Origin of the sequence: Paenibacillus sp. BR1-192 (assembly GCF_029542445.1) — a bacterium.
GTDB classification, from domain to species: domain Bacteria; phylum Bacillota; class Bacilli; order Paenibacillales; family Paenibacillaceae; genus Paenibacillus_AQ; species Paenibacillus_AQ lautus_A.
Map to the genome: position 1 here is coordinate 7,076,954 of NZ_CP120718.1, position 17,142 is coordinate 7,094,095.

General features: G+C 44.5%; 12 protein-coding genes and 1 pseudogene. 1 reads left to right on the plus strand and 12 read right to left on the minus strand.

All coding sequences use genetic code 11. The features are described 5' to 3' along the window. Positions 1-257 precede the first annotated feature (257 nt). The 12 genes and pseudogenes from dnaB to P0X86_RS32550 form a co-directional block, all read right to left on the minus strand. A pseudogene (gene dnaB / locus P0X86_RS32495) lies at positions 258-1,623 on the minus strand (replicative DNA helicase). 1 nt (position 1,624) lies between these two features. Then, entirely contained in the window at positions 1,625-2,068 is a 444-nt protein-coding gene (rplI, locus tag P0X86_RS32500) for a 50S ribosomal protein L9 (RefSeq protein ID WP_015738107.1), read from the minus strand. Further along, entirely contained in the window at positions 2,065-4,065 is a 2,001-nt protein-coding gene (locus tag P0X86_RS32505) for a DHH family phosphoesterase (protein WP_036659567.1), read from the minus strand. The genes rplI and P0X86_RS32505 overlap by 4 nt, the downstream gene beginning before the upstream one ends. A gap of 11 nt (positions 4,066-4,076) precedes the next feature. Then, complete coding sequence (locus P0X86_RS32510) at positions 4,077-4,994, minus strand: DUF2232 domain-containing protein (protein WP_009591515.1); 918 nt, start codon at positions 4,992-4,994, stop codon at positions 4,077-4,079. Positions 4,995-4,999: 5 nt separating this feature from the next. Next, complete coding sequence (locus tag P0X86_RS32515; protein WP_175320760.1) at positions 5,000-5,302, minus strand: MazG-like family protein; 303 nt, start codon at positions 5,300-5,302, stop codon at positions 5,000-5,002. Positions 5,303-5,563: 261 nt separating this feature from the next. Next, positions 5,564-5,998 (minus strand): CBS domain-containing protein, encoded by a 435-nt coding sequence (locus tag P0X86_RS32520; protein WP_009591456.1) that lies wholly within the window; start codon positions 5,996-5,998, stop codon positions 5,564-5,566. Between the two features lie 232 nt (positions 5,999-6,230). Then, the gene (locus P0X86_RS32525; protein ID WP_009591478.1) at positions 6,231-7,217 is read right to left on the minus strand and encodes an LCP family protein; all 987 of its coding nucleotides are present in this window, start codon (positions 7,215-7,217) and stop codon (positions 6,231-6,233) included. Between the two features lie 241 nt (positions 7,218-7,458). Next, positions 7,459-8,436: a D-alanyl-D-alanine carboxypeptidase family protein gene (locus P0X86_RS32530; RefSeq protein WP_096777262.1), complete on the minus strand. Its 978-nt coding sequence runs from the start codon at positions 8,434-8,436 to the stop codon at positions 7,459-7,461. 404 nt (positions 8,437-8,840) lie between these two features. Beyond that, positions 8,841-11,015, minus strand: a complete 2,175-nt coding sequence (locus P0X86_RS32535; protein WP_277747413.1) for a peptidase domain-containing ABC transporter — start codon at positions 11,013-11,015, stop codon at positions 8,841-8,843. Between the two features lie 41 nt (positions 11,016-11,056). Further along, positions 11,057-14,137 (minus strand): type 2 lanthipeptide synthetase LanM family protein, encoded by a 3,081-nt coding sequence (locus tag P0X86_RS32540; protein ID WP_277747414.1) that lies wholly within the window; start codon positions 14,135-14,137, stop codon positions 11,057-11,059. A 501-nt stretch (positions 14,138-14,638) separates the two neighbouring features. Continuing rightward, positions 14,639-14,941 (minus strand): hypothetical protein, encoded by a 303-nt coding sequence (locus tag P0X86_RS32545; RefSeq protein ID WP_277747415.1) that lies wholly within the window; start codon positions 14,939-14,941, stop codon positions 14,639-14,641. A gap of 372 nt (positions 14,942-15,313) precedes the next feature. Further along, positions 15,314-15,550 (minus strand): hypothetical protein, encoded by a 237-nt coding sequence (locus tag P0X86_RS32550; protein ID WP_277747416.1) that lies wholly within the window; start codon positions 15,548-15,550, stop codon positions 15,314-15,316. A 257-nt stretch (positions 15,551-15,807) separates the two neighbouring features. Between P0X86_RS32550 and P0X86_RS32555 the strand changes: the two genes are divergently transcribed. Beyond that, positions 15,808-16,725 (plus strand): Rgg/GadR/MutR family transcriptional regulator, encoded by a 918-nt coding sequence (locus P0X86_RS32555; RefSeq protein ID WP_277747417.1) that lies wholly within the window; start codon positions 15,808-15,810, stop codon positions 16,723-16,725. The last annotated feature ends 417 nt before the right edge of the window (positions 16,726-17,142 follow it).

The window sequence follows — 17,142 nt, forward strand, 5'->3', positions numbered from 1 at the left end:
GATAACCGTATTATTCGGGGAACTGCCATAAGAAAAACGACTGTCGACGTACTTTCTCAGAAGACAGACCGCGGTTAGAGAAAGTTTTTCTTGCGATATCAGGAAGGCCCAAGCTTCGAAGTGTATACTTGATATCTTAAGAAATGCCCTATACTTACAGCGAGCGGCAGGTATTGGCCCGATCTCCGAACTTTAGTTTAGAAGCTTCCTGTTTCATTAAGCAAACATGAAAGCCCGACTAAGGGTGAATACCGTCGCTACCCGGCGGCAAAGGCATCGGCATGCGTTCGCTCGTAATTGACGAATTTATTAAAGTTCTTCAGGAAGACCAATTCCACTGTGCCTACCGGACCATTACGCTGTTTGGCAATGATGATCTCGATGATATTCTTCTTCTCGGTTTCCTGATTGTAATAATCATCCCGGTATAAGAACGCAACGATATCGGCATCCTGCTCGATCGAACCGGATTCCCGCAGGTCACTCATCATCGGACGCTTGTCCTGACGCTGCTCCACGCCCCGGCTGAGCTGTGACAGCGCGATGACCGGCACTTCGAGCTCACGGGCAATTTGTTTGAGCGTACGCGAGATCTCGGATACCTCCTGCTGCCGGTTCTCTCCGGGCTTGCCGCGCCCATGAATGAGCTGGAGGTAATCGATCAGAATCATGCCGAGCCCCTTCTCTCTTTTTCAAACGGCGGCATTTCGCACGGATATCGGCTACCGTGACGCCAGGTGTATCATCAATGTAAATCTCCGCCTCGGATAAAGCGGCGATGCCCATCGTTAGCTTGGACCAATCTTCGTCGCCTTTGAAATCGCCATTCCGCATCACGCCCGCATCGAGGTTTGCCTCGGCACAGATCATACGCTGAACGAGCTGCGGCGCGGACATCTCCAGACTGAAGATGGCTACCGTTTCTTTGGCGCGAATGGCCACGTTCTGGGCGATATTCAGTGCGAAGGCCGTTTTACCTACGGAAGGACGAGCCGCCACGATAATCAAGTCGTTGCGCTGGAATCCGCTTGTCATTTTGTCCAGATCCACAAAGCCGGAAGGAATCCCTGTCGTATTCCCCCGGTTCTGATGAAGGACCTCCACCTTCTCGAAGACTTCCATCAGCACGTCGCGGATCGCAATAAACCCGCTGCCCGTGCGTCGATTGGAGATCTCGAGTATGCGGCGCTCCGCCTCGCTGAGCATACCGGATACATCTTCTCCTCCGGTATAGCCTTCACTGACAATCTGGGTTGCCGTTCGGATCAAACGCCGCAGCATCGATTTCTCTTCGATGATTTGGGCGTAATAATCCACGTTCGCAGCCGTCGGGACGGCATGAGCCAGCTTCGCTAAATAGCTGACTCCACCGATCTCTTCCAGCTGTCCTTTATCTTGCAGAAGAGATGTAAGGGTCACCAGATCGATCGGTTGATTGCCTTCCCCGAGCTGCACCATGACTTCATAGATCATCTGATGTGATTTATCGTAGAAGTCCTCAGCCTGCACCCGCTCCATCGCCGTGATCAGCGCTTCACTCTGCAGCAGAATGGCACCCAGTACGGCCTGCTCTGCCTCAAGGTTCTGCGGGGGGACCCGATCGAAATAGAGTTCTCCTCCCATATTACTCCTCCGTAATTTGAACCTTGAGCGTCGCCTTGACGTCAGGATGCAGCTTCACCGGAACCTGGGTAACGCCCAGGCTGCGGATCGGATCGCTAAGCTCAATTTTGCGTTTGTCGATTTTGATCTTCTGTCCTGCCAATGCTTCCGCAATTTGTTTGCTGGTAATGGCGCCGAACAGACGTCCGCCCTCTCCAGCTTTGGCTTTCAGGACCACCGTCATCTCTTCCAGCTTCTTGCCGAGCGCCTGCGCCTCTTCCTTCTCCTGCGCCTTGCGCTTCTCCTCGGAGGCCTGCTGCTGCTCCAGCGTTTTCATGTTCCCGTCGGTAGCCGGACGAGCGACTCCCCGCGGAATCAGGAAGTTTGTTGCATATCCTTCCGAAACTTCCTTCACTTCGCCTTTCTTGCCTTGGCCCTTCATATCTTTTATGAAAATGACTTTCATTCAAATAACCCCTCTTTCGCTTCGATGTCCTTCAGTACCTCCATCAACTTCTCCTCGGCTTTCTCAGGCGTCGTATCCAGTTGTACTGCGGCGTTCGTTAAATGTCCGCCTCCCCCGAGACGTTCCATAATCATCTGAACATTCATCTTGCCCATCGAACGGGCGCTAATGCCAATCTTGCCGTCGGTGCGCTCGCTAATGACAAAGGATGCCTGCACATCCGTCATATTCAGCAGCATATCCGCCACTTGAGCAATGAGAAGCTGCGGCATGGGCTCCCCGCTCTTCGCCACCGCGATAGCGATATGGTCAAATACCATTTTAGCATGTTTCACGATTTCTGCCTTCGCTATAAATTCTGTCAGATCTTCCTTGAGCACCCGCTGGATCATCATGGTGTCCGCTCCGTGACGCCGCAGGAACCCGGCCGCCTCGAACGTTCTCGATCCCGTATGGAGGGCAAAATGCTTGGTATCCACCGTAATCCCTGCCAGCAAGGCCGTCGCCTCAACCGGAGTAAGGGATACCCGGTCGTGAATATACTGCAGCACCTCCGTCACCAGCTCGCAGGTTGAAGAGGCATACGGCTCAAGATAGATCAGCACCGCGTCATTAATAAATTCTTCGCCGCGCCGGTGATGATCCATCACGACCACCCGGCTTGCGCGATGAACCAGCCTCGGCTCCATCGTCATGGAGGCTTTATGGGTATCCACGACAACGAGCAGCGTGTGCTCCGTCATCATCTGCATCGATTGCTCGGTCGAGATGAATCGGCTCATCAAGGCTTCATCCTTGCGGACCTCTTCCATAATCCTCGAAATGGACGGGTTCATTCCCTCCATCACGATATAAGCCTCGACTTTATACATTTGGGCTGCTTTCAGGATGCCGATCGCAGCGCCGACCACGTCCATATCCGGCAGCTTGTGGCCCATGATGATCACTTTGTCGCTCTCCTGCATCAAATCGCGCAGCGCATGGGAAATGACTCGCGCTCTTACGCGCGTTCGTTTCTCTACCGCGTTGGATTTACCGCCATAGAAGGAGAGCCTTTGGCCGGCTTTGACAGCGGCCTGATCTCCGCCCCGGCCCAGTGCCATATCCAGACTGGATTGGGCAAGCTGCCCCAGCTCCGTGATATCGTCTGAACCGAAGGCAAGACCGACGCTCAGCGTAAGCGGTACCTTCAGATCGGCGGTCATCTCCCGGACTTCGTCCAGGATGAGAAAACGGCTGTTCTCCAGCGCATCGAGCGACCTGTGGTTCAGCATCATCAAATAGCGGTCCGAGGAGAGCCTCCGTAAGTAGACGTTGAACTCCCGGGCCCAATTCGTAATCTCGCTGGTGACCTTTGCAATGAGTGCCGTCCGCTGCTGATCATCCATTCCCTGCGAGGCCTCATCGATGTTATCCATCATGATAATGCCCAAGGCCAGCCGCTCATCCTCGTACCGCTGCCTGAGCACCGCCAGCTCGGTGATCTCATCCAGATAAATGAGTCGCTCATCCGGAATTACCGTGGCTCCGTAATACTTATCCTCATGGGAAATCTCCAGCCGAATTTCCTTCGGCGGCTTCTCTTTGCTATCCTTCTTCTCCTGGATTTCCTTTAGCGCTGTCACCAGCTCGGGGAACAGCTCCTGCAAGGAAGCGCCCACCAGCGGCTGTTGGGGAAACATATTGACTACGAATCGGTTATGCCATTCCACGGTCTTATCCTCGCTGTACAGCACAATGCCAAATGGCAGCACGCTGACCGCTTCGCCCTCGACCCGCTGAATCCGAAACGACAGATCTCCGATATAATCGACCAGCTCGCGGCGAAACTTCATCTCCGCCTTCAGCATCGCGTAGCCGCCTACCACCGCAAGCAGCAGCCCGACCAGCCCCAGAATCGTATTGTAGAACGACAGAAAAATAACAAGCAGAAGCACCAGCGCAAACGCCCAGACGGTATGATAGCCGTGCCAGCGTTTCTGCAGAAATTTAGGCATGACTCATCACCCTATCTTTTGTTTTTACTAAATGCCTGACGAAGTGGGAACGCCAGATCCAGGATTCCGATAATCATTGCCGGCGGGAACAAAACAATCGGTATGGCCGTCAAAAGCGGCGCGATCGGATGCCACTTCCGCTCGTGTGCCAGATAATAGAAGAAGCTCAGCGCTTGAATCATGAAGCAGATCTGCAGCAACGGCGTAGCGTTGGCTACTATCATCTTCATGAAGGTATTGTCCGAATTGACGGTTGCTATGTTGATGAAGAAAATGAGCAGGTAGTACCAGATCAGGGAACGCGGGAGCATCCATTCTCTGGCCGGCTTCAGCCGCGGCACGGATAAGCCCATGCTGTTGAGGGTGGGCCGTGCCAAAGCATGAGTGACCACCGTCATAAGGAACGAGCTGATAATCATCGCGAACGGAACCAAACGCATCGTTTGATCTTTAATGAGTTGTGTATCGAGTTCGGTGCCAAGGAACTGGCCGCCCAGGCCGCCTTCAACACCCATCTCGGTGAGCGGAGCGGTCGTCATCTTTACGATCTCATCCACATATTCCGACAGATTCAATTGGAAGAAGGCCGTGCTGATCATCAGCAGGACAAGCAGTTCCACCAGCATGACGGCCATGCCATACTTCAACACCTGCATGGCTGCCTTCCGTTTCCGGTATAAATACCCCATCACGATCCCCGGAATCGCAAAATAGATCGCAAGCAGTAAATAAATGGGATGAATCAGAAGAGCAATCAGCCACACCGGCACCACATGCATGATAAATGATTTTGTATTCAAAGCCGTAAACAGAATCGCAACCGGCAGAACCAGCAAGAAAGCCGTTACGATCGAAAAGGGTGTGAGTAGTGACAGCAGCAGCAGCAAATATACAACGCTCCATACCGCCGTAGTCCAGCGCAATTTCAATATGTTCACCTCTTACGCAAATGTTCTTCGAGCGCGGAAATATCCTGGTACCAATCCTCCAGCTGATGTCCTTCCTGCTTATGCTTTTTCAATTTCTCCAACAAGAGATCGTCCAAATCCCGATAGGTCAAGCCGAGCCTTCGGCCCAGTATGTAGGAGCTCATCATCAGGCTTGCCAAACTGTCTCCAACCTTTGTAGTGCTGCCTTCCCATAGAGCTTTGAATAACCGGGATACATGATCAATTACTTCGGTTTTAAGCCACTCAATCACTTTGGCGCGTTTCGCTACATCCAAGTCCTTCGGCATATTCGGCATATCCATCTCTCCCTGAAAACAGCTTTATTCTCCATTATAGCATAAAAAAAAGCCGCCCACACAAAGGCCCCGGGGCACCCTGTCCAACCTTAGTCCCCATGGCGGAGATAACTTACCTTCTCTTTGTACTCCAAATGGCCACCGGTTATTCCCACTGCATGCCGGCTGCAGCCCCGTCTCTATAGAAATAGGACGTGTTACCCACGGTGTCCCCGTGGTCCCACGCCCTTTGTTGTTTGCGTTCCTACATGATTATGTTGCCCCTTGGGATTCCATCGTCTCCTTGGAAACAAAGCGTTCACAGTACTCGATGATAAGGCTTCTGCGGACAATCCCGATAAATCGGTTCATGTCGTCCACCACCGGCACAAAGTTCTGTACCTTGGCCAAATTAATCAGATCCTCCATCCGGGCATCAATCGATACCGGCTTGATATCCATACGGAACGGAACATCCTTCAGCAAAAATTTCGAAGCGTTCTCAAAAGTGATTTTGCCTTCCGAGTTCTTCATATGCCATAATAGATCGCCTTCGGTTACGGTGCCTGCGTATTGCCCGTTCTTATCCAGCACGGGCACCGCCGTGTACCGGTGAAACTCCATCCGTTCCAGCGTCTGCCTGAGCGTGGAGTCCAGCGTTAAACAAATCACTTCCTGCTTCGGTAATAGAAAAAAAGCGATATTCATAATGCATTATCCTCCTTATGACTCCAACCTCATGGAGTCATGTTAAGTAACCTTCCTGATCCAAAAGCTTGGTATGCAGGTTACTCCTTCCCCTATCCATACTCATACATACGTTAACTCCGTCGTTTCGATTCCCTTGTATAGGGCACAAAATCAGCAGCCAGGCAATCCGGACTGCTGATTGAGATGAAGCAACGTACTATGACATCATCCGGATGTACCGGTGTTTATGTTATTGCAATTTCTGTTTCTCTGCATCTTTAGGCTGCAGCAGCTGGTCTGCCGGCGTATCCGGGTTCATCCAGTTGTCGATTAGGTCGCGGGCTTCCTGCACGTCCTCCATGTCGGCCTCATTATAATAGATGCCGTTAATTTTCATGCCTTCTCCCATAATCGTATAGCTGGTCATATCCACTTTGCCCCCGGTCAGCATCTGCTTCGCCAGGTCGATAATGAATTTAGGCTGCATATCGGTCTGGAAATTATCTCCCATAATCTCGATCAGTTCAGGCACCTTGCCGATCTGATCCAGCTTCATGACCCGCTTAGCCGCTACATCCAAAAATACCTGCTGTCTCTTCGCCCGATTAAAGTCGCTATCTTCACGATAACGGACATAATTCAAGGCTTCCTCGCCATTGTAAATCGGTTTGTTGGCTTCAATCGTGAACTTCTCATGATCCCTGCCTTTGTTGACGATATCCTTGCGGATCGGCAGCTCAACGCCGCCAAGGGCGTCAACGACATCCTTCAATCCTTGAAAATTAATGGAGGCATAATAATCAAGTTCCTCATCGAAAAATGCTTCCATCGTATCTTTCGCCATTTGATGACCACCATATGCAAACGCATGGTTGATCTTGTCTTTCTTGTCCTTGCCGATAATATCGACGTACGTATCCCGCGGTACCGAGATTAGGAGCACTTTGGACTCCATGGGACGTACAACCGCATAGATCAACGTGTCCGAACGGGCCGGCTCGTCTTCCCGTTGGTCGCTGCCCAGCAGCATGACCGAGAACGGCTTGCTCTGGAGTACGACCGGTTCAGGCGTCTTGTCGCTCTGGAGCGGCTTATACGATTTCTGTAACGATTCCTCTACGTCCTTTGCCATAAACAGATCAAATGCCACGACCGCAAGCTGCGTTCTGAACAGAAATGCGGAAGAGCCCAGCAATATGACAACAGCGAGCGTAATATATAATGATTTCCTCTTCATGAGTTCAATTCCTTCTTTATTATAAAATAAATTAATGGATAAGTCAGATCGTTAAAGGCCTTTGCTTGCACCCTAAGCTGCTTGGCTCACCCTCCTCTCTTATTAAACGGGAACTCCTCCCGTTGACTCACTTCATACTAGTAGGCCAGTTGCAACACATCATCTATTGTAAACCAGAATATTGTCAAATGTGAACCCTTCACGGGCAGTTCTATAAATCTACCAAATCCTCATTGATCCGTTAAACCGGCCTGTTCTCATGCTGAAGAGCGGCTGCGGTTCCCGAATATTGGAACCAGTCGTCCAGCCGCTCTCTCCACGTCAAAGTCTTGGAAAATCCGTAATCGAACAGCTTTCGTGTCTCTTCAAACCTTGCTTCTTTGGATTCGGTACCCATGACAACGGCAATAAGCCGGCTGCCTTGCTTCTCGGCTGTTCCCGTAAAGCAGTACCCTGCATTCGCCGTGTACCCTGCTTTTAATCCATCGGTGCCTTCGTAGGAATAAGGGCCGCCAAGCGAGGGCAGCATCCAATTGGTGTTGCTCAAATATAAATTGCGTCCGCTTATCTTCGTCTGCGTTTTGCTGGAAGTGCTTAGAATATCCGGATGGCTTCTAATGAGATGCGCGGCTAGTTTAGCCGTATCTTCTGCGGTCATTACCGTTTCTCCATCCGAGGACCAGGCGTGACCATTGGCATTGGCAGTGCCCTGCTCGACGCCTGATGCGTTCACGAAACGGGTCGCGCTGGATAAGCCAATCTCTTTGGCCTTGGCATTCATCTTCCGAACGAACGCTTCCTCGGAGCCCGCAAAATGCTCGGCAAGCGCCACGGACGCATCATTGGCGGAATAAACCGTTATGCTCTGGAACAATTCGCGAACCGTCAAAATTTCGCCGGACTTCAAAGCGATTTTAACGCCTCTGACGTCGCTTGCCGTATCGCTTATCTTGACTTCATCGTCCCAGGATCTCCTACCGGTCTTAATATCATCCAGAATGACCAATTCGGTCATCAGCTTGGACATGCTAGCAGGCGGTAACGGTACGTCGCCATTCTCGCTGAGCAAAATACGCCCGGTGTTTAAATCCATTAAGACGACGGCTCGCGCGTCGACCTTCGGTTTAAACCCCGCTCGTTCTATATTTCCTATGACAACCGCCCCTATGGGGACGATAATTAGCAACATCATGACCAGCCAAAGCCACCGTTTTTTCATAGAATTAGCCCTCCATAGTTATAGACGGTTGAAAGAGGCATTTGGTCTGCTTTTTTTTGAATTTTTTTTCTGTAAAAATTTACAATCTCGGAATGAGAAGGCTCGTCTTCGTCACTTACACGACGGATCTATCGCTGTTGGTTCAGGTAAGAGAAAAGCCGGAGAAGATCAACGACATTCTACATAAGCCGCAGCCAAGCCGAGAGGCATTTTTTAACCACCCCTCCATGAAATTCGCTTAACTTGTATTCACGAAACACCCCAGCCTAAGATAACTCTTATCTTAGGCTGGGGTGTTCCTAAACTAAGCTGAAAAGGTTGATTATTCGTTACAGAACTACCGCTAACTGCTCCATCATAAATCGCAACAATATAAACTCATTACCGAGATATAATATGAAGTTTTACACCAAGGCTAGATCACCATAGTAGCGTCGATAATAATCTGACTTTTCCAATAATTGTTCATGCGTCCCTATAGCACTGATGCGTCCTTGATCCAATACAAAAATAACATCACTATTCATCACAGTACTTAAGCGATGAGCGATTACAATGCGCGTGCATGCAATATCAGACAAATACCGATCAATTCTCTCTTCATTTAAATGATCAAGTGAACTTGTCGCTTCGTCAAGCAATAAGACTGTTGGTTTATTTAGCAGTGCCTTCGCTAATGCAATCCGTTGCCGTTGGCCACCTGATAGATTCATCCCCATCTCGCTTATCATCGTATGATACTTCATCGGCATCTGCATAATTTCATCATGGATTTGAGCAGCTTTTGCTGCCTCCATCACATCTTCTATTGTTGCTTCAGCTGCAGAGAATCTAATATTATCCAGGATACTGCGATTAAATAGATATATATTCTGAGGCACAGTACCAAACTGCTTGCGTATATGTTGCATGTCTAATTTTTTTGAATCAATGCCATCATAGCAAATACGTCCTGATGTTGGTTCAAATAAGCCTATCAACAAATTGACTAAGGTCGACTTTCCTGCACCAGATTGACCAATAATCGCTACCTTCTGACCAGGCTTAATGCTCATACTAATATCATTCAGTATTGGATCGGAAAACTTCGAATATGCATAGGATACATTCTCCAATTCGATCTTCCCTGTCAATTCTATTTTTTGTCTGCCATCATAATGTTCAGTTGGAGCATCAAGTACATCTTGAACTCGTTTTAAATAGGAAGTTGTGAGAATAAAGCTATTAACTGTCCCCACCAAACTACCACTTACTCCAAAAAATTGACTTGCTATGGATTGAATCGCAATCAGTATTCCTAGTGATATTACTCCATCAAAGACTCGATATGCACCCACCCATAATATGATAAGTGGTGCTGTTAGTTGTAATAAACTGGTCATTGTTACAAGTACGTTAGTAATTCGTTCTTTACTGCGATAAATATCAAGCAGATTCATAAAATGTTGTCGCCACTTCTCAAACATACTCTCTTCAACACCACTGGTCTTGATATGAAATATACCCAATAGCATTTCCGTTTGTACAGATTGCACATTCGTTCCTGCAAGAATCTGGCGCTGATTCCATTCAGCGATTACCTTCTTAGTAAATACTATGGCAATGATATTGATTAGTGATAGAGCAACAACGAACAATGCCAAAGAGGTAGATTGTATCGACATATATATGAAGAGAACGATTAACATCAATGCATCTAATATACCGCGAATGATACTACCAGAAATAAGTTCACGTATCATAGATAACGAGTTAGCCCTAAATAGCAGATCACCAATAGACCGAAGCATAAAGAAGCTATAGGGAAGTTTAAGCAAATGTTGAAAGAATGAAGTCTGTAACAAGGAGTCCAAAACATTGTGCATTGTAATTAGTATTCTGCCCCGAATATAGGTAAACACGGATGAAGTGACTAACATGATCATAATACCCAATGCCATAACACTCATCATGGTCGTATTAGCCGGCATAATTACCTTATCGATCAATTGCTGAATTAATATCGGCATTGCTATGGCACACAATTGTAGTACAGCAGTTACTAAAAATACAAGTAGGAACATTTTTTTGTTTTGAAGTATAAGTCTGAACATCGTAGCCCAAACATTGGTTGCCTTGACACGTTCAAAATTCACCGTAGGAATAAGCTCTAATACGTAGCCATGAAAGTAGCTCATAAAGGATTCTTCATTCAAATGCTTTCGTCCAATAGCAGGATCAATAATCGTATACTTCTTCTCGTTTGAATCTTTCTTATTTTTGATTCGCTCCAAAACTACATAGTGATTTTCATCCCAAAGAATAATAGCTGGTAACCGTAAAGTCTCTAAGAATGACAAGTCAGAGCTATAACATTTTGCTGTAAACTGAAACTGTTCTGCTGTATTCTTCAACTGGTACATAGTAGTCCCATCACGGCCACTGCCTAATGCTTCGCGTAAATCATACATACTTATACTGCTTTTATAGTAATGCATAATCATTGCCACACAGCAAGCCCCACACTCTGTCTGCTGCATCTGTTCAATGAATGGTACGCGCCATCGGTGATTTTGTTTATCTCGCCTCTCATCATTCATACGTATCATCTCCGTGTCCAACTGCCACAATAACTGTACAGTTATTGTGGCAATTCAAGTGCAAGTATAGAAGGCACTCGCACATCTAGTAATCGTAAATATCCGTACCCCATCCCAACAGTTCCTGACATCAATCCATCACATTCCAATCTTGCAATTAAGCTGTCAGATGACTTATATGATTCAAAACCTACAAGAGCTTGTGATGCCCAATCGTTTGCAACGCTCACTAGTTCAGGATTATCCATCAGTTTACTTAAATGTAGTAAAATATCCGCATTGCCTAAGATACCGTGACATAAACAAAAACTATTATATTTATTTCCTCGATTCAATAAAGTCTTCAGTGCATTCTTATAGTCTTGAGTAACAAATTTCCACTCTTGTGCTTGCAGGAGATCCATTGCTTCAAGGTGACGCATAATCTCTGCGCGAGCAAGTGCGATCCCTGGTGCCCCATGACACCAAAAATCAGCAAATTCATGTCTATCTGTTTTGCGCAAATCTCTCCAATTTTGTTCAATTTCCGAATAGTGTTGATTTTCATATACGAGCAAACGATTCGCCATTATTAAGTACTGATCCCAGTTTGAATGATTACTGTGATAATAACTTGACCTAGCAAGCCATGTGAAAGCCCATGCTAACCCGGCTGCACCATGAGATAAACCCGTCAACAATATATTGCTTTTTGTTGTGTTATGATTATTATCTACTTGTTGATTCGTCATTCCATCTGGGTCTATTATAGAATCAGCATCAAAGTTCATTTCATCCATTAATGTACGAAGGCGTCCTCCGGCCGCTTGAGCCACATGCAAATAAGCTACATCATCCAAGGCTTCGTAGGCACGAAGCATAACGATAATACAACCTGCAAGTCCCGCGATAATATCATATTCAGTTTCTTGTTCTATTGCCCTCATCAATAGGGGTAACCTATCCTTGGCATCTTCAAGCAAGGTATTGTCTTTCCATAGCAATCCACAATAAATGAGTGCATAAATATGTGTGCTTTCCCCTAAAAAAGCTGAAGTAGAAATCGTTATCTCTTTACGCAATTTACCATCTTCATCAAGGTTCGGCTTATTAGAAGACTGCATAGCATTCAAAAGCTGTCGTGCCATTTCCCGATACTGCTGGTCGCAAGTGATATTCGTTAGTTGAGCGAGATATAGTACATAACCGCCTAGACCACTATACATATTATGCTCTAGCCATACTGGTTTATGTTTATCCTCTTCTCCAACTATAGCAAAACCAATACACATCACATTACTATCGTTTGTTATGACAATGCGACGCATTATACTATTACCTATTGAAGTAGCGCCTTCCTGAAATTGTGTACCCCTATTCTTATTATTAATAAAATCTTGGGAAAGTTCGGTAGTATGGCGATTATACTTATCTGAATGCTGACTATATGAATGACCATCGCTATGATGATTACTATCCTCCAAACTGGACAGAGACCACCGCAAATATTGTAATTGTATACTAAGATCATCTTCGGATAGCTGCATCAGGTAATGTTCAACTAACTCAATAATCGACATTGGATAAAAATCACGTATACAGACTCCATTCATATCATACAAATCACAGCTATTAAGTGAGAACATAAAGTAAGGAATATCTTGGCGTTGCATTTGTTCCAATTCATGTTCAATAACAGTTTTTGGAGGAAACGCCGAGTTATTAGAAATAATTTGTAATAAGCGATCACGATCTGATTCATTCTGTAAATAATCTGGATGCATGCTATGTGTCAGTAACTTTCCATACAAGGCTGTCGCCCTTATTACATGACGGCCCATTGCATCAGAATATGGTAAGAGTATGTCTTGGACAAAGGTATCGCGATGAGTAAGTATTAAGCGATACAAATCACAGAAACCTTCGATCATATGCTTCGTAAACATTGATACGTCCATATATTCGCCATTTATCATGGGGCGATTTTGTCTCTCATCTGTCGTATAAGATTCGTCAATCAAAAAGGCTTCATCTGTGCCAAAATTATTAATACGTTGTATCTTCATTAATTGCGACTTCTGCCCACCTCGACCACCTACTGCACTTAAATCAATATCCAGTAGTGGACTAGGAGAATAAATTCCTGGGATCATAAGAGATGAAAATACCGTCCGCAGACTTTGTTCTCCTAGCATATACTGCAATTGGGTCTCTGTTAATGGGGTAAATATTGTCTCCAAATCAATTAATACCGGCTGAGCTCCGCTTGCAATTATATTCTCGGAATGATAATCGGTAGCACCACATGCATAACATAATGCAGTTAATGCACCCAGACGATAATAGAACTGTTCTACTTCCATAATGGATTGGCATGGATGATGACTGATAAACTCATGATATCCATAAGTCCCACAATTGAGGGCATTTGGACTGGTCAACAAATACTTAATGCCTCTCTGATTAACCCAATCAAGCATAGCACTATAACATTCATCGATACGTAAGGAATGGGGTTTATACACTAGTTTAGCACCACTGTTAAATTTTAAAATTGCAACTGATTTACCTTTGTTATGGGTATCTCCTGCCCCAATCTCTATCCCAGTTAAACAATCATATTCGCAACCATTTCCCAACTTCGACTTAAATTTGTTCCAATCCGAACTGTAATGAATAATAATTTCACATACATATGTGCCAAACATCAATGTGTACTCTGTCATGCATCTAGCTAATACTGGGTATGTATCGAATAACGCTCTTAAATGATCTGGATCTTCTAACAGCTTAAAATACTCTTGATATCGCTCGTTCGGCGATTCAGCTGCTAATTCACCTAACCGACTAGCAATGGATATCTCAAGCATCGTTGTTTTGTACTGCAATGAAGACAAACGTTGTACACACACTTGCATGAGTTCTTGTTCAACTTGTAGTTTATCAATAATATCTTCATTAACATTATTCAGAGAATCCTGAAGATTGCGCCAAAATTCTGCTAGAAATGGGCGGATTACGGGGCTAGATTTTATATTAATGAACTCATTAACATTAGAAGCACTTAATATCCTGCCCAAATTCTCCTCCCATGTAGTAGGATTAACACTGCGCTCATCTAATTGAACTAAATTTCTACTCATTAACTAGTCCCTCCTTGAATTATCAACATTTTATGATCATCAACTATCATACTTATACGAGACATTTTTAACTCAAAAATAATTGATTTAATTACTTATCTTGCATAGTACACATAACCTGCACTATAATATCGCATCAAAGAAATAGCACCATTCATATTTACACATATAGATTGCACATTTTTCATAGCGATCTTATACGATTGTTTGCTGGACTTACAAAAAAGATAATCGGCATTAATTATTCCAATTGAATGACGTTGGCATCTCTTGCATACGGCAAATTGAGTCCAACATTTCACGAATCTTGCAACTCTATGTATTTGAACGAATATATCAATTAACCCATTTTTTTCAATAAAAGTTGTAGCTATATAACATTACAGTTCACTTGCATAAAAACGGAAAAGAAACTATCATAAATTCGCTTTCTCACATTAAAATCAGAAGTGAGAAAGTAACATTTTACCTTCTCACTTCTGATTAGTTACTTACAATTTGCTAACATTGTGGAATATCACCAGGGCGGTACGAAACTCCACATTGGTTTTGGGTAACACAGTTCATGGTTTGACAGATGTTTTGGGTAGCACAAAGTACTGGACCTGAGGCACATTGATCAGAACAATTTAAAGCTGCTGAAATTATTGTTGTAGTAGAACACGTCGAGTTAGGTCCAACCGAACTACCTGCAACTAACTCCATTAACTGTTGCTCATCCACTTCACCGACCGGTGAAATAAATCCTTGCTTCGCTCGCCCCTCAGAAGAACGATATTGAGCGCGTAGTTCATTGATTGACATATACATTTCCTCCTTTCTACTTAATTAGTAGCACTATATAATATCCTTCTCTGTAGAAGAGAAGAAGTGCTCACAAAGTGAGTCTGCTCTGAGCATGGCGCTTAAGTAGAGTTAGCAGTATGGTATATCATCAGGACGGTATGTAAATCCGCAGTTTCTTTGAGTAGGAGGTTCAGGACAACCTATTAGACTTGTGGCACATTCATTAGAACAACCAAAATCTAATGAAATGTGTGGTGGAGTATAGCACGTCGAATTAGGTCCAACCGAACTACCTGCAACTAACTCCATTAACTGTTGCTCATCCACTTCACCAACCGGCGAAATAAAGACCAGAATTTCGACATACTTCTTTCTTAGAGGTTAATATATCTAGCAAATTGGCACATCACCAGGGCGGTACGAAAGTCCACATTGGTTTGTGAAACAACTACCACATGCACTAATCATAGTGATCATGGTGATACCAGTTGAATGTGGTTCAACCCCGCTACCTGCAATCATTTCCTTTAACTGCTGCTCATCAACTTCACCAACCGGCGAGACAAACCCTTGCTTCGCTCGCCCCTCAAAAGTACGATATTGACCGCGCAATTCATTGTTCGACATATGCATCCTCCTACTAGTAGCACTTATACCATATCTCTTCCTCAAAAAAGAGGAACATAGTGCTCACAAAGATAACTTCAATATGTCTCTTAAATTAACGTCAGTGAGTAGCCGCGCTTAAAATATCCACATAGGGCATAGTTCCCAGATCTCTAATTCCTCCTTTCAATTAAGTGCTTACATTTTATATCATAAACCGGGTATAATGTTAATAATGACCAGAATTTAGACTTATTTCTTCTTGAGGGGGTAATTTCATGAAGGCGGGGCCACTTTTGAAAAAATTGAGGGTGGAACGAAATATTAGTCAGTCTACATTGAGTTGTGGCATTTCTAGTCGAACTACTCTTGCTTCATACGAAAAACAAACAAATGATATTCCTCTTGGAAATCTACTTCTGTACTTGGATAGAATGAACGTTAGATTAGATGAGTTTCAATATTTCTTAGGTTTGGAGTTAACCGAGAAGCATAAGCTGTCAGCACAATTGTTTGAGGATTTTTACTCTAGTAGAACGATCCATGATAAACGTTTAAGCGAAATACTCCAAATTTATAAAAATACAAATGACATTTATTATCTAGCTCTTTATATGGGAGTAAAAGGGGCGATCATTAAAACATCAGGAAAATCCATTGACGATTTTCTAAACACACATCAACAATATGCTTGTACGCTAAAGAAACATATTGCAAAGGTTGAGAATTGGAGTGCATTTGAACTATCTCTGCTGATGAATTGCCTGTACATATTTGATGATGATTTTATACTAGTTGCGTCTAAACGTTTAATAAGAGATTTGAATGGTTATAGCCAAATTCGCTTATTCGAAAAAGCTTTATTTACATTTTTCATAAATGCTATTTCTCATTATTTATCGCTTGGGAAGCATGAACTAGCACAATATTTTGTGGAACAATTGGGGCTACATGCGAAGTTATCTACTCAATTATATGAGAAAACCATATTATTATATTTTCAAGGAATTTTAAAATATAACAGTGGTAAAAGAATTGAGGGTGAGCGTGATATCAAGCAGGCAATTCAGATTTTCAAGACAGTAGCTGACGATAAAAAAGCTGAACAAATGGAACGTTTCTTCAAGGATGTCAGAACTACTAATGAAAACGTTACTGATTCTAGATCATTTCTTTCTGATGTAATGTCAGTTTAGTTGACTCTTCATTGAACAATGAACCGCCAGGAACTACTTGCCAATTGTTCGATTGATGCTTGGATACTCCGCCTATAGTGGGCTTGTTGGTTTTCATTCTCTGTCATTGAGTTCTTCCCTTCAAATATAATACGTCAACAGAGCCTTGCTCTATCGGCAATATATCTTAAATTCAGTTCAATCTAGCAAAAGGCAAATGTTATCTGTTCACGAAACTCCTCAGGCAACCAAAGGGAGAATGCTCCGCAGTAGGAATGTGATGTTAGATGAGTTCATTGCTTCTCTGCTATCCATACTGTCCTTCTGCCTTTCTTCTCTTTCTGTGAAAATCTACAACGCACGCATGTTGAAGCTCGTCTTTAAAAGTCGCAGATTTTTTGAAAAATGGCAACATCATACCTCGCCTGATGATTCTGT